The organism is Streptomyces sp. NPDC038213 (assembly GCF_055600495.1).
Genome location: NZ_JBVJYM010000003.1, coordinates 1 through 12580, shown reverse-complemented (window position 1 = coordinate 12580; position 12580 = coordinate 1). Strand labels below are relative to the sequence as shown.

At 74.1% G+C, this 12580-nt stretch carries 11 protein-coding genes; 7 read left to right on the top strand and 4 right to left on the bottom strand.

Annotation, left to right across the window (positions count from 1 at the left end):
- The first annotated feature begins 253 nt into the window (after positions 1-253).
- Positions 254-802: a flavin reductase family protein gene (locus tag ACZ7JZ_RS05395; protein WP_470933459.1), complete on the top strand. Its 549-nt coding sequence runs from the start codon at positions 254-256 to the stop codon at positions 800-802.
- A 99-nt stretch (positions 803-901) separates the two neighbouring features.
- Here the strand turns inward: ACZ7JZ_RS05395 and arfB are convergent, their stop codons facing one another.
- Complete coding sequence (arfB, locus tag ACZ7JZ_RS05390; RefSeq protein ID WP_470933457.1) at positions 902-1327, bottom strand: alternative ribosome rescue aminoacyl-tRNA hydrolase ArfB; 426 nt, start codon at positions 1325-1327, stop codon at positions 902-904.
- Positions 1328-1512: 185 nt separating this feature from the next.
- Between arfB and ACZ7JZ_RS05385 the strand changes: the two genes are divergently transcribed.
- Positions 1513-2088, top strand: a complete 576-nt coding sequence (locus tag ACZ7JZ_RS05385; RefSeq protein WP_470933455.1) for a TerD family protein — start codon at positions 1513-1515, stop codon at positions 2086-2088.
- Between the two features lie 136 nt (positions 2089-2224).
- On the opposite strand, the gene ACZ7JZ_RS05380 is transcribed toward ACZ7JZ_RS05385, so the two are convergent.
- Together ACZ7JZ_RS05380 and ACZ7JZ_RS05375 are read right to left on the bottom strand one after the other, a co-directional pair.
- Positions 2225-3643 (bottom strand): M1 family metallopeptidase, encoded by a 1419-nt coding sequence (locus ACZ7JZ_RS05380; protein ID WP_470933453.1) that lies wholly within the window; start codon positions 3641-3643, stop codon positions 2225-2227.
- A gap of 108 nt (positions 3644-3751) precedes the next feature.
- A complete protein-coding gene (locus tag ACZ7JZ_RS05375) occupies positions 3752-4303 on the bottom strand; it encodes a GlcG/HbpS family heme-binding protein (protein WP_470933451.1) in 552 nt (183 codons plus the stop codon).
- 264 nt (positions 4304-4567) lie between these two features.
- On the opposite strand from ACZ7JZ_RS05375, the gene ACZ7JZ_RS05370 reads away from it, so the two are divergent.
- The 3 genes from ACZ7JZ_RS05370 (at position 4568) to ACZ7JZ_RS05360 (ending at position 7468) form a co-directional block, all read left to right on the top strand.
- Positions 4568-5899 carry a sensor histidine kinase gene (locus ACZ7JZ_RS05370; RefSeq protein ID WP_470933449.1) on the top strand — a complete coding sequence of 444 codons (1332 nt, stop codon included), beginning with the start codon at positions 4568-4570 and terminating at the stop codon, positions 5897-5899.
- Positions 5896-6528 (top strand): response regulator, encoded by a 633-nt coding sequence (locus tag ACZ7JZ_RS05365; RefSeq protein WP_470933447.1) that lies wholly within the window; start codon positions 5896-5898, stop codon positions 6526-6528. The genes ACZ7JZ_RS05370 and ACZ7JZ_RS05365 overlap by 4 nt, the downstream gene beginning before the upstream one ends.
- Before the next feature lie 439 nt (positions 6529-6967).
- On the top strand, positions 6968-7468 hold the full coding sequence (locus ACZ7JZ_RS05360; RefSeq protein WP_470933445.1) for a hypothetical protein: 501 nt from the start codon (positions 6968-6970) through the stop codon (positions 7466-7468).
- Between the two features lie 139 nt (positions 7469-7607).
- On the opposite strand, the gene ACZ7JZ_RS05355 is transcribed toward ACZ7JZ_RS05360, so the two are convergent.
- The gene (locus tag ACZ7JZ_RS05355; protein WP_470933443.1) at positions 7608-8273 is read right to left on the bottom strand and encodes a pentapeptide repeat-containing protein; all 666 of its coding nucleotides are present in this window, start codon (positions 8271-8273) and stop codon (positions 7608-7610) included.
- A gap of 193 nt (positions 8274-8466) precedes the next feature.
- Between ACZ7JZ_RS05355 and ACZ7JZ_RS05350 the strand changes: the two genes are divergently transcribed.
- On the top strand, positions 8467-9627 hold the full coding sequence (locus ACZ7JZ_RS05350; protein WP_470933441.1) for an FAD-dependent oxidoreductase: 1161 nt from the start codon (positions 8467-8469) through the stop codon (positions 9625-9627).
- A gap of 1310 nt (positions 9628-10937) precedes the next feature.
- Positions 10938-11558 carry a GNAT family N-acetyltransferase gene (locus tag ACZ7JZ_RS05345; protein WP_470933439.1) on the top strand — a complete coding sequence of 207 codons (621 nt, stop codon included), beginning with the start codon at positions 10938-10940 and terminating at the stop codon, positions 11556-11558.
- Positions 11559-12580: the final 1022 nt, after the last annotated feature.

Below are 12580 nucleotides of genomic sequence, written 5' to 3'. Positions count from 1 at the left end.
GTGTCCGCTCCACTGAATCACAGTGAGCTGTTCCGCCGGTACACAGGGTCAACAAATCTTGCCCTCTGTGACTTAAGTCACATCAGATGAAAACCGGAGGCCTCAGGGCGCGACCGGCACTGGGAGCGCTCCCCGCCCTTCCCGGCAGCAAACGGCGCGCACGGTGTACGCGGGCATGGGCCGTCCGGCCTAGGTCGCGGCTCGGACCGTGGTCCGATGTGCGGCGCGGAAGGGCGAGACTAGCGTTCCAGGCGTGCTGAAGACGAGACCTGTGACCCCTCATGCTGAAGGGGTGAGCAATGACGAGTTCCGCGCCGCCATGTCACGGCTCGCGGCGGGCGTGGTGCTGATCACCGCCAAGGAGCCCCCGCTCGGTGCGGGCGGCCCGGACGGCGAGGACGTCGGGATGACCGCGACCGCGTTCCTGTCGGTGTCCCTGGACCCGCCGCTGGTGATGGTCAGCGTGCGCGAGGGCTCGCGCATGGACGACCTGCTCGCCGAGCAGCCCCTGTGGGCGGTCTCGGTGCTCGCGGAGGGCCAGCGGCAGGTGGCCGCGCGGTTCGCCATGAAGGGCCGGATCAGCGACCGGCTGCTCTTCGAGGACCTGCCGTACGCGCGGGGGGAGGTCAGCGGGGCCCCGCTGATGGGCGGGGCGCTGGCCACCCTGGAGTGCCGTACGGAGAAGAGGGTCGAGGCCGGGGACCACACGCTGGTCATCGGACGGGTCCTGACGGCGGCCGTACCGGCCTCGGAGGGCGGCCCGCTGACGTACTTCCAGGGGCGCTACCGGCACCTGGGCTGACCGGGCCCGGCCCGGACCGGCCTGCGAGCGGACCCGCACGGGGGTGGGGTCCGGGGCGGGGGCGGGGTCCGCGGGGCCGGGGCGCGCCGGGCCCGGCGGTCACCAATCGCGGCCGGAGCGGCCCCGCTTGGTCTCCGCGCGGGCCTTCTTCTCCCGCAGCCGCCGCTCGTTGATCCCCCGCGGGATCTTCGTGGCCCGGCGCGGCTTGGGCGGCGGCGCCGTCGCCTCCGCCAGCAGGGCGGCCAGGCGGACCGCGGCCATCTCGCGGTTGCGCCACTGCGAGCGGTGTTCGGAGGCCCGGACGGTCACCACCCCGCCGACCAGCCGGCCCGCCAGCCGCTCCAGCGCGCGCTGCTTCCACACCTCGGGCAGCGACTTGGTCTCCGCCAGGTCGAAGCTCAGCTCGGCCCTGGAGTCCGAGGTGTTCACGTGCTGCCCGCCCGGACCGGACGAACGCGAGAAACGCCAGACGAGCTCGGACTCCGGCAGGACGACCGAACCGCGGATGACGTAAGGACCAGGCATGGGCCAATGATCCCGCGCCGGCACCGGCCCGTCACCCCTTTTTGGGCGCGGTGGAACCTGCGGGACCCCTCGCCGCGTTATGAAGGTGAGCGGTAGCTTTCGTACCCGGCCGGTCCCACCGTCCGGCGGGCGCGCGGCCACCGCGGACGGACCACGAGGATCAGAAGAACAGAAGGGGACATCCCATGGCGGTAAGCCTGTCCAAGGGCGGCAACGTCTCGCTCACGAAGGAAGCCCCGGGGCTCAGCGCCGTCACGGTCGGCCTCGGCTGGGACGTCCGGACCACCACCGGCGTCGACTTCGACCTCGACGCCTCGGCCATCGCGGTCAACGCGCTCGGCAAGGTCGTCTCCGACGGCCACTTCGTGTTCTTCAACAACAAGTCCACCCCGGACCAGACCATCGTGCACACCGGTGACAACCGCACCGGCGAGGGCGCGGGCGACGACGAGGCGATCAACGTCAACCTCGCCGGCCTCCCCGCCGACGTGGACAAGATCGTCTTCCCGGTGTCGATCTACGACGCCGACTCCCGCAGCCAGAACTTCGGCCAGGTGCGCAACGCGTACATCCGCGTCGTCAACCAGGCCGGCGGCGCCGAGATCGCCCGCTACGACCTCTCCGAGGACGCCGCCACCGAGACCGCCATGGTCTTCGGCGAGCTGTACCGCAACGGGGCCGAGTGGAAGTTCCGCGCGGTCGGCCAGGGCTACGCCTCCGGCCTGACGGGCATCGCCCAGGACTTCGGCGTCAACGTCTGAGACCTCTGACCGGCTGGGCCCCGCGGACGCGTGCGTCCGCGGGGCCCCGCGCGTCTCCCCGCTGCCGGGCCCGGCACCGCACCGGCACCACAGCGGCACCGCACCGACACCGGCCGACGCCCCTGACCGGCGCCCGTCAGGGCAGTTCCGGCTTGCCCTCCCCGTACAGCCAGTCGTCCCAGACCTCCGTCAGGTCCCGGCCCGTGCGCTGCTCGGCGTACCGGGTGAACTCCTCCGTACCGGCGTTGGCGTGCCGGTGGTCGCGGGCCCAGCCGCGGACCAGGTCGAAGAAGGCCTTGTCCCCGACCTCCTGCCGGATCCGGTGCAGGACCATCGCGCCGCGGTAGTAGACCGGCGAGCCCGAGACGTCCTCGGGGCCGGGCGGCTCGGCGGGCGGGAACTCCCAGACCGGCTCCCCGGCGCTGGCGTCCACGTCGGTGTCGCCCTCGTAGAAGGCGTCGAAGTACTCCTCGGCGGTGTACCCGCCGTGGTCCTCCTCCCACAGCCATTCGGCGTAGGTCGCGAAGCTCTCGTTGAGCCACATGTCCTGCCAGGTCTTCGGCGACACCGAATTGCCGAACCACTGGTGCGCCGCCTCGTGCACGAGCAGCGGGACGTCGGGCGCACCGGGGAAGACCGGCCGGGTCTGGGTCTCCAGCGCGTAGCCGAGGGTGCCGCCGCGCTCGACGATCGCGCCGGCCGAGTCGAAGGGGTACGGGCCGAAGCGCCGTACGCCCCAGTCCACGATCTCCGGCAGCTCGCCGAGGGCCCCGGCGCTCTCCGCGGCCTCCGCCGGGGTGACCGCCGTGTACAGCGGCACGCCGGCCTTGGTCCGGCCGGTGGAGACCTTGTACGGGCCGATCGCGACGGTCGCCAGGTAGGTGGCCATCGGGTCGGAGCCGTGCCAGCGGAAGGTGGTCCGGCCGCCGCGCTCCGTGCGGGAGCGGAGGCTGCCGTTCGAGACGGCCTCGTAGCCCTTCGGGACGGTCACGGTGATGTCGTGGCGGGCCTTGTCGGAGGGGTGGTGGTTGCCCGGGTACCAGGTCATCGACCCCACCGGCTCGCCGACCGCCACCGCACCGCCGGCGGTCCGGATCCAGCCCTCCTCGGAGCCGTCCGGGTCCTCGTAGGCCTCCGGGACCCCCGAGTAGCGCACGACCGTGCGGAAGGTCTCGCCCTTCCTGAGGTCGTCGGCGGGGCGGACGGTCAGCTCCTGCCCGGCCCGGTTGAACCGCGCCCCCTCGCCCTCCACCTCGACCGAGTCCACCGTCAGCCCCGAGAAGTCGAGGTTGAAGGCGCTCAGGCCCTGCGTGGCGGTGGCGGTGACGGCGGCCGTGCCCTCGAGCCGCCCGGTGCGCGGGTCGTAGTCGAGGGTGATCCCGTAGTGGGACACGTCGTAGCCGCCATTGCCCGCCCGGGGGAAGTACGGGTCGCGCAGGCCCGAGGCACCCGGCCGCCCCTGCACCGCGCCGCCCGTGCAGGCGGTCAGCGCGGTGAGCGCGAGCAGGGCGGCGGTGGCGGGGGCGATGATCCGCAGGCTGGGGGCGTGTTCCACGCTCACGATCCTAAGCGGGGGCTCCCAAACGGTACGGATCGGGCACCGGGGGCTGGGCCCGGGGCACGGCGCCGGGGGGCGGCCGTGGGGCCCCGGGCCCGGGCGGGGTCAGTCCTGGACGGCCTCGACGCCGGCCTTGGCGTACTTCTCGTCCAGGTCGCCGCTCGGGGCGCCGGCGACACCGATGCCGGCCACCGGGGCGCCCTTGTACTGGACCGGGGTGCCGCCGCCGAGGAACAGCGTGCCCGGGATGTCCTTCAGGTTCGGGGCCTGTGCGAGGCGGCCGGCCAGGACCGAGGTCGGGGCGTTCCACGACACGGCGGTGAAGGCCTTGCGCTCGGCGGACTCGTACGACTGCGGGCCGGCGCCGTCGCCGCGCAGGGTCACGAGGGTGTTGCCGTTGCGGTCCACGACGGCCACCGTCACCCGCTGGTTCTCGGCCTCGGCGGCCTTCAGCGCGGCACGGGCGGCGCGGGTGGCGGCGTCGACGGTGAGGTGCGTGCTCGTGGTGAAGTTCCGGTCGCCGTCCTTCTTCGCCGCCGCGGCCGGGGCGGCCTGGGCGGCGGGAGCGGCGGCGCTGGCGTTCACGGCGCCGAAGGTGCCGGCGGCGAGGACGGCCGCAACGGCGGCACCGGTCGCGACACGGGTACGGGTCTTCATGGAGTGCTCCTCGTTCGGGGTTCTTCGGGGACTTCGGTGGGGCTGCTCCCAACCTGGGTCCGCAACCGGGCCCGCCCCCTCGGCGTACCGGCTGGCCCTGGCCCGCGTACCGGCTGACCCGCGGGTCAGCCGATCGGTTGATGCGCCACCCCCCGCCCGGGTGGGGAGATGATGGGCAGGCGGCGCGACAGCGCCCCGGCGCGGCGCCCGCACGGGCAGGAACGGGCCCGGCACAGGCACAGGGCACAGGCACGGAGGTCACCCATGGCACGGCAGCGCGGCGACGCGGCCACCGGCCCGGACGGCACCCCGCCCGCCGGACCCGCCCCCGGAACGCCCGCCGGGCCTCCCCCCGGACCGCCCGCCGGCCCGGCCGGGGTCCGCTCCCTCGCCACGGTCGCGCACGCCGCCTTCTTCCTCCTCCTCGGCGCCTCCCTGGCCCGCTTCCTCATGCGGCACCCCGGCGAACCGCGCACCCCCTGGATCCTCGCCCTCAGCCTGACCCTGGCCCTGCTCTACGTGCTGGGCCCGGTGCTGGGGGCGGCGCCCACCGTGCGCCGGCTGGTCTGGCTCGGGCTGGTCCTGGCCGTCTGGGTCGTACTGGTGCTCCTCGCGCCGAGCTTCGCCTGGTGCGCCGTACCCCTGTTCTTCACGGCGCTGCGCACCCTGCCGCCGCGCGCCGCGATGGTGCTGGTGGCCCTGCTGACGGCCTTCGTGGTCGCCGCCCAGCTGCGCCTCGCGACCGGCTTCGACCCGAACCTGCTGCTCGCACCGCCCGCCGTGGCCGCCCTGGCCACCGCCGTGTACGTCCACATGGAACGGCAGGCCCAGGCCCAGCGGGAGCTGATCGACGACCTCATCCGCACCCGGCGCGAGCTCGCCGCCACCGAGCGCCGCGAGGGCACCCTCGCGGAGCGGCAGCGGCTGTCCATGGAGATCCACGACACCCTCGCCCAGGGCCTGTCCAGCCAGCAGATGCTGCTCCAGGCCGCCGAGCGCACCTGGGACTCCGACCCCGGCACCGCCCGCTCCCACGTGCACACCGCCGCCGGGGTGGCGGCCCGCGGGCTCGCCGAGGCCCGGCGGCTGGTCGCCGACCTGGCCCCGCCGCAGCTCGCCGACGGGGCCTCGCTGGCGGACGCCCTGCGGGCGCTGGACGCGGGCCCGGAAGTCACCGTCCGCTTCCACCTGGAGGGCGTACCGGTGGCGCTGCCCGACCGTACGGAATCGGCGCTGCTGCGGATCGCCCAGGGTGCGCTGGCGAACGTACGCGAGCACTCCGGGGCCCGTACGGCGGGCCTGACCCTCAGCTTCCTCGGCGACGAGGTGCTGCTCGACATCGCCGACGACGGCCACGGCTTCGCACCCCCGGCCCCCGGGGCGGCCGCCCCGCCCGGCACCCCGGAGCGCGGGCACGGGCTGCCGGCGATGCGGGCGCGGGTGCGGCAGCTGGGCGGCACGCTGACCCTGGAATCAGCGCCCGGCGAGGGCACGGTCCTCTCGGTCTCCGTACCCGCGACGGCCGCCGGCGCCCCGGCCACGGCCCCTCCCGCCCCCTCCTCCGCCCCCTCCCCCACCCCGGAGACCCCCCGATGACGACCCCGCCGACGACGATCCTGCTGTGCGACGACCACGTGGTGGTCCGGGCGGGACTGCTGGCCCTGCTCGGCAGCGAACCCGACATCGAGGTGGTCGGCGAGGCCGGCAGCGGTGAGGAGGCGGTCGCCCTCGCGGCCAAGCTCCGCCCCGACGTGGTCCTCATGGACCTCCAGCTGGGCGAGGGCATCGACGGGGTCGAGGCCACGCGCCGCATCACCGCCGCCCCCGACGCGCCGCACGTCCTCGTCCTCACCACGTACGACACGGACGCGGACATCACCCGGGCCATCGGCGCCGGGGCGACCGGCTACCTCCTGAAGGCGGAGCGCCCCGAGGAGCTCTTCGCCGCCATCCACGCCGCCGCGGCGGGCCGCACCGCCCTGTCGCCGCCCGTGGCCAGCCGGGTCATGGCCCAGATGCGCGGCACCCGGCCCACGCTGACCGACCGCGAGCTCGACATCCTGGGCCAGCTGGCCCACGGCCTCGGCAACCGCGACATCGCCCGCGCCCTCTTCATCAGCGAGGCCACCGTCAAAACCCACCTGGGCCGCATCTACGACAAGCTCGGTGTGGACACCCGGGCGGGCGCGGTCGCCGTGGCCAAGGAGCAGCGGCTCCTGCCTTGAGGGCGGGGGCGGCCGGCGGGGCTTCGCGGGTCCGCAGGGCCGGGGCTCACCCGGTGAGGTGCCAGCGGGTGGAGCGCCGCCGGGCTGGCCTCCCCGGGTGGCGGAGGCGGGGATTCCCGGTCGGATTCCGGACATCCATGACCTGAGTTCGGACAACCGTGCCCGCCAACTTGTCGTAGACCTGTCAGAAAACCCCCTTTCGCTGGCACTCTCTCAGCCACCCCCCACCCGGACCCGGCAAAGGAGCGAGCCCGAGTGCCCCACCCTCCGCCCGCTCCCGGGCCCGGCCCCCGACCCCGCACGGCGGCCACGGCCGCACCCCCGGCCCGACCGGCCCGCCCGCGCCGGACCCCGCCGGCCCGCTTCCGGCCCGTCCCGGCCCCCTGACTCACGGGCCGCGCGGTGCACACCCCGCGCGGCCCGTGACACCATCGGTCACGTGCTCGACATCGGCTACTCCCTCTCCCGGCGCTTCCCGGACCCCCCGCAGACCGACTACCGGACCGCGGACGTCCACACCCTGCGCCACGACCTCTTCTGCGGGGACGTCTACCTCGCCGACACCAAGGCCGACCGGGAGGTGTCCACAGCCTGGGGATGGGTGCCCGTCCTCGACTTCGCCTGGGCCCTGTGCGACATCGTCGAACAGCTCGACCGCGACCCCCGCGGCAGCCGCTCCGCCGAGCGCCAGTACGCCGAACTCGACTTCACCGAGTCCAGCGACTGCATGCTCTTCGAGCGCCGCTTCGGCTGGGTCGACATCGAAGCCGACTGGATGCCCGCCGAGGAAGCACCACTGACCTTCAGCCACCGGCTGCTGCGCCGCGAGGCCCGCGACTTCCTCCACGACCTCGTCGCCGACCTCACCGACATGCACGAGGGCCTCGCCGACAACCCGGCCATCTGGACCCTCCAGGCCCGCTTCCCCCGGGTGACCTGACCGGCACCGCATCCGCGTGCCGTCCGCCCGCCACCACCAGCACGCACCGCACCGCGGACACCACCGCCGCCGCCCCCGACCACCAGGGCGGCGGTACGGCAGTACGCCTCCCCCTGCCCGCCTCCCCGGCCGGGACGGCCTACGCCTCCACCCGCACCCCCAGCTGCGCCGCGAACGCCGGCGCCAGGTCCAGCAGCTGCGCAGGGCTGATCACCGCCCCCGCGAGCCGGTCCACCCCCCGCGCGACGGACAGCTCGGCGACCTCCCGCAGGTCCACGTCCGCCAGCCGCGCCCCGGTGAGGTCCACGCCCCTCAGCACGCAGTCCCGGAACTCCACCCGCTCCAGCACCGCGCCCCCGAGGTCCGGCTCCACCAGCACGCAGCCCTCGAAGACCACGTCCCTGAGCCGGGCCATGCGCAGGTTCAGATAGTCGATCTTCCCGCCGCGGACCACCACCCGCTCCAGCCCAGCCCCCGACAGCTGCACCCCGCCCAGCCGCGCATCCACCACCTCCACGTCCTGGAGCACCGCCCCGGACAGGTCCGTACCCACCCCCCTGACCCCGGAGAGCACCGAGTCCAGGAACCGCACCCGGGGCAGCGCCACCTCGTCGAGCACGCACTCGTACACCCCGCAGTCCAGGAACCGGGCCCCCGGCGCCTCCTGCCCCGCCAGGTCCAGGTCCCGGAACTCCAGCCCGTCGTAATCCCCGTCCGGCTCCAGCTCCGCGCCGCCGAACGCCCTCAGCTCCGGCAGCCGCACCTCGGCCCGCCGCACCGCCCGACTCTTCTTCTTCGCAGCCATCCCCCCATCATGACCACCCCCGCCGACACTCCCCCGGCACCACCGGGACACCCCCCCCTGACCTGCACGGGAGAAAAACTTTCCGCATCCATGTCACAGATCACCGCCCCCCACCCGTCCCCTCACCGAAACCCCGCACGACCACCCGCACCCGCACAGCGCTCCACCCACCCGGCACGGAAAGAGGGAGACCATGGACAAGCTCACCGTCATCGGAGGCGGCTTCGCCGGACTGGTCGCGGCCATCAGCGCCGCCGAGGCCGGCGCCCGGGTGACCGTGCACGAGTCCCACCAGACCCTCGGCGGCCGCGCCCGCACCGCCGAAGGCCCGTACCGCACCAACGAGGGCCCCCACGCCTTCTACAACGGCGGCCCCCACTGGCCCTGGCTCCTCCAGCGCGACCTGCTCGGCCCCCTGGCCCCGGTCGGGCTCGTCGACTCCACCCGGCTGCGCGTGCGCCGCGGCGGCAGGTTGCGCGCGATGCCCCCGCTCTCGCTCGTCAAGCTCGCCCGCCGCCCGGTCTCCGACGCGCCCGTAGACCTCGACTTCCACACCTGGGCCTCGAGGATCATCGGCGAGGAGGACACCCGCGCCGTCGCCAACTCCCTGGCCGTCGCCCTCTTCCACCACGACGTCGGCTCTCTGTCGGCCGCGTTCGTGCAGGAACGGCTGCGCCGGGTGGCCAAGTTCCCGCCGGAGGCCCGCTTCCCGCGCGGCGGCTGGCAGTCCGTCATCGACCGCATGGCGGCCCGCGCCCGCGACCTGGGCGCCGTCATCGAGACCGGCTCGCGCATCGACGAACTCCCCGACGGCCCGGTCGTCGTGGCCACCTCCCTCCCCGCCGCCCGCAAGCTCCTCGGCGACGATTCCCTCACCTGGGAGAGCGGCCGCACCGTCCTCCTCGACCTGGCCCTGCGCACCCGCCGCGGCGACCTGTATGCCCTCTCCGACCTGGACGAGCCCGGCTGGATCGAGCGGTTCACCACCCAGGACAAGACCCTCGCCCCCACAGGCGAGGAACTCCTCCAGGCCCAACTGCCCATCGCCCCCGACCAGTCCAAGGCCGTCGGCATCGAGCGCGCCGAACGCCTCCTCGACCTCGGCTACAAGGGCTGGCGCGACCGCACCACCTGGCGCCGCGAGGCCGTGGCCACCGGCCGCACCGGCGCGGTCGACCTCCCCGGCACCACCTGGCGCGACCGCCCGGCCGTCGACCGCGGCCAGGACGTCTACCTGGCGGGCGACCAGGTCGCCGCCCCCGGCGTCCTGGCCGAGGTCTCCTTCAACAGCGCAATCGAAGCCGTCTCCCTGGCCATGAGAACCCCCCACCCCCTGACCCCCCACACCGCCTGACAACCGCCCCGTCCCGACCCAGGAGTTCCACCTCACGGACCGTCGCCCACCCGAGGACGAGCCGGTCGTACGGCACCCAACTCCGGTCCGGGGTACGGAAATCAGCCCCCGGCCCGGGTCTCCTCCCCCGCCCCGGCACTCCACCCGACCGGTACTTGCCCACCACCCCCAGGGCGGGGCCCGGGTACGTCGTCCAGCTGCGGGCCCGGGTCTCCTCCCCCGCCCCGGCACTCCACCCGACCGGTGTTTGCCCACCAACCCCGGGGCGGGGCCCGGGTACGGGGATCAGCACGTACGGGGTTTGGTTAGCGGCCGGTGCTGTGGTGAGGAGTCGGGCCACCCCGAGTCCCTTCGCGCCCCGGCTATCCACCCCGGCAGGGGTCCCACCCGACCCCGACCCTCCAGCCTCGCCGGCGTTTGAGGCGCGAGGTCTGGGGCGGAGCCCCAGTTCGGGAAGGGGCGGGTAGGGGAACCTCGCTCCGCGCGGCGGCCCCCGCTACCCCCGGCCCACCGTGTCGCCCCCGACCCGGGTCGGGAAGGCTCTCCGGTGTCTGCTCGCATGTCTGACTGTGCGGCCGTCCCGCGGCACCCTGTCAAGGGCGCTCCCTCCGGTCGCGTCGCTGCGCGACTCCGCTGGCGCTCCGCCCTTGACAGGGCACCACGGGACGTCAAGTCCCAGACTTGCCAGCAGCCACAGGAGAAGAAGCAGCAGGGGGACCAAGGCCCAGGCCGGTCAGCGTCGGCCAGGCGAGCCAGAGCACCGGCCGACCCCCGCCCTCCGGGCGGAAAGACAACCGACACAAGCCGCGACGGATCGCTACACAGCCGCGGCCGTCTCAGCGGCCTCCGGCCCGGCCGGGGCCGGGCATAGGCCGCCACCGATCGCTACGCGCTCCGCCCGGCCCGGCGGCAGCCGGACCGCCCCGGGCCGAGGGGCGCGGCAGCCCAGGATCCCGCCGAGCCGCCCTCCCGTGCTCCGCGACCCGCCCAGCGGAACTCAGAGCACGGCAGACCGCACACACCCGCCCCACCACCGATGCCACGCCCGCCTGCCGTGCTCTGCGATCCGCCGGGCGGTATTCAACACACGTCAGGGGCCGGGCCGAATGCCCGGCCTGCCGCCGGTTCGTGGACCGCCCGCCTAGGGGCGCAGCAGCCCCCCGACGGCGACGGGCACCCGCCCAGGTCCAGGCATCAGCACGCGCCCCAGCGGACTGGAGCCCCTTCCAGTAACTGGCCAACCAACCCCCGCAGTTGTATCTGTCCACCGAGGGGACCCGGCGTCAGGACTAAAGATCACAAATTGCAGAATGACCGGTATGCCGAAAACGAACACTCCCCGGGCGATAACGCCCGACGACGCGTCAACGGTCAGCACCACTCTCGCGCGTGCCTTCAGCGACGACCCGATGATGCTGTGGTTCTTCCCTGAAGGCCCCGGCAGCGAGGCGGGGATGCGCGATTACTTCACCGCGCTCCACACCCACCAGTACGGCCCCCACGGCTTCTGCGAACAGACCGACGCTGCCGCCGCCTTCTGGGTAGCGCCGCACGCGCTGGACAAGTCGATGCCGGGCCCCGAGGCCCTGGCGGCCCTCGACGAGATTCTCGGCGACCGGGCCGCCGCCTACCGCGAGGCCGTCGCGGCGGCAGCCGCCGCCCCCGCGCGCGAACCCCACTGGTACCTGGCGGTCCTGGGCGCCGACCCGGCCGCGCAGGGACAGGGCCACGGCGCGGCCCTGCTCCGCTCCGGCCTGGCCAAGGCCGACGCCGAGGGGATGCCCGTATCCCTGGAGTCCTCCAAGCCGGAGAACATCCCCTTCTACGAGCACTTCGGCTTCTCCGTGGTCGCAGAACTGGAACTGCCCGGCGGAGGCCCCAAGGTGTGGGCCATGTGGCGCCCCGCGACCACCCGTTCGGCCACCGCCTAACACCGACCCACCCCCGGACCGGCCCGCCCCGGGCCGGTCCCCAACCCCGCCCGCCTCCTTCCCCGCCGAAAGTCCCGCCCAGCGGATCACAGAGCACGGCAGGCAGCATTTCGTCCCGTGGTGGGGTGGAAGCGTGCGGGCTGCCGTGCGCTGAGTTCCGCTGGGCGGGCCGTGGGGCACGGGAGGGCGGCTCGGCGGATTGCTGGGCTGTCGCACCCCTCGGCCCCGGGCGGTCCGGCTGCCGCCGGGGCCGGCCTGGCCGGGTAGCGGTCGGTGGCGGCTTCTGCCCAGCCGGAGGCGGCCCGGAGGCCGCTGAGACAGCCGGAGCGCGTAGCGATCGCCGGCGGCCTATGCCCAGCCCTGGCCGGTCCGGAGGCCGCTGAGACGGCCGCGGCTGTGTAGCGATCCGCCGCGGCTTGTGGTCTTTCCGCCCGGAGGGCGGGGGTCCAGGGGAACGGGGTGCGCCTGGCCGATGCTGGCCTGCCGGGGTCCTGGTCCCCCTGCTGCTTTTTCTCCTGTGGCTGCTGGCAAGTCTGGGACTTGACGTCCCGTGGTGCGCTGTCAAGGGTGGCCCGCAGGGCCATCGCGCAGCGACGCGACCGAAGGGAGCGCCCTTGACAGGGTGCCGCGGGACGGCCGCACAGTCAGACATGCGAGCAGACACCGGAGAACCTCTCCGACCCGGGCCGGGGGCTAGAGAGGTGGGCCGGGGGTAGCGGGGGCCGCTGCGCGGTGCTGGTTCCCCTACCCGCCCCTTCCCGAACTGGGGCTCCGCCCCAGACCCCGCGCCTCAATCGCCGGCGAGGCTGGATAGACGGGGTCGGGTGGGACCCCCGCCGGGGTGGATAGCCGGGGTCTAGACGGGACTCGGGGTGGCCCGACCCCTCACCACAGCACCGGCCGCTGCTAAACCCCATAAGGGCTAATCCCAATGCTGGTGACTTAGATGTTCTGTGCTCGTTGGTTGTGGTGTGGCGAGGGTGGGGCAGGTCAAGTCGCCTGCGGGTGAGCGGTTGTCGGAC

Coding starts and splice junctions, on each gene's coding strand:
- arfB (WP_470933457.1), bottom strand. CDS start 1,327: ATGCCTGGTCCTTACGTCATCCGCGGTTCGGTCGTCCTGCCGGAGTCC.
- ACZ7JZ_RS05385 (WP_470933455.1), top strand. CDS start 1,513: ATGGCGGTAAGCCTGTCCAAGGGCGGCAACGTCTCGCTCACGAAGGAA.
- ACZ7JZ_RS05375 (WP_470933451.1), bottom strand. CDS start 4,303: ATGAAGACCCGTACCCGTGTCGCGACCGGTGCCGCCGTTGCGGCCGTC.
- ACZ7JZ_RS05370 (WP_470933449.1), top strand. CDS start 4,568: ATGGCACGGCAGCGCGGCGACGCGGCCACCGGCCCGGACGGCACCCCG.
- ACZ7JZ_RS05365 (WP_470933447.1), top strand. CDS start 5,896: ATGACGACCCCGCCGACGACGATCCTGCTGTGCGACGACCACGTGGTG.
- ACZ7JZ_RS05355 (WP_470933443.1), bottom strand. CDS start 8,273: ATGGCTGCGAAGAAGAAGAGTCGGGCGGTGCGGCGGGCCGAGGTGCGG.
- ACZ7JZ_RS05350 (WP_470933441.1), top strand. CDS start 8,467: ATGGACAAGCTCACCGTCATCGGAGGCGGCTTCGCCGGACTGGTCGCG.
- ACZ7JZ_RS05345 (WP_470933439.1), top strand. CDS start 10,938: ATGACCGGTATGCCGAAAACGAACACTCCCCGGGCGATAACGCCCGAC.